Below are 697 nucleotides of genomic sequence, written 5' to 3' on the forward strand. Positions count from 1 at the left end.
TGATGCGCACGTCGCCGCGCTTGTTGCGCAGGATCTCGTCGCTTTGCCTGGGTTGCGTGCCGCCTTCGGCGTCGGTGACCACGGCGGTGTGCACGCCGTGGACCGAGGGCGCGCCGCCCAGGCGGGCGCCGCGCGTGGCCGGCAAGGCGGGACGCCATGGGCGGTCGCAGCGCACGGCTTCGAAGCGGTTGGCGTAGCCGACTTCGCGGGCCTTGGCGAGAACCGCGGGGTCGGGCGAGATCAACGCATCATCCCACGTCGAACCATCGCCAGTCTCTTGCGGCGCGGCAACCGCCTCGCCATCCAGCGTCAGATACGCATCCAGCCCGCCCAGACGCTGCGCCAGCGACGCCCGCGTTTCGGGCGGCAGGTTGTTGATGCCCACGTGCTCGATCCAGTCCAGCGCGAAGACCGGCTCGAATCCCGCTTCGCCCGTCGGCCCCAGCGACGACATGTCCTGCAGCGTGAAGCGCGTGCCCGAGCGGAACGTGCGCACCACGCCGCGCCCGGCGAAGGTCTCGGCGCGGGCGCGCACGGCCTCGCGCGCCAGTTCCGCCTGGCGGCGGGCCTGGGCCTCGTTGGCAAAGCCGCCGTGGCCGGCAACGTCGTACCAGTCCAGCCCCGCCGCATCGTCCTGCCCGTTGGCCGCGTTGACCAGCGCCTGCGCGGCCACCGCGCGCTTGCCGCTGTCGTGCCA

The 697-nt window shown here is 72.9% G+C and carries 1 pseudogene; it reads right to left on the reverse strand.

The features are described from left to right. Positions 1 to 697 (reverse strand): annotated as a pseudogene (locus HV798_RS31555) (contractile injection system protein, VgrG/Pvc8 family); the annotation flags it as partial.

The sequence above is a fragment of the Achromobacter deleyi genome, assembly GCF_902859705.1.
In the GTDB taxonomy this organism is placed as follows: Bacteria; Pseudomonadota; Gammaproteobacteria; order Burkholderiales; family Burkholderiaceae_B; genus Achromobacter; species Achromobacter deleyi.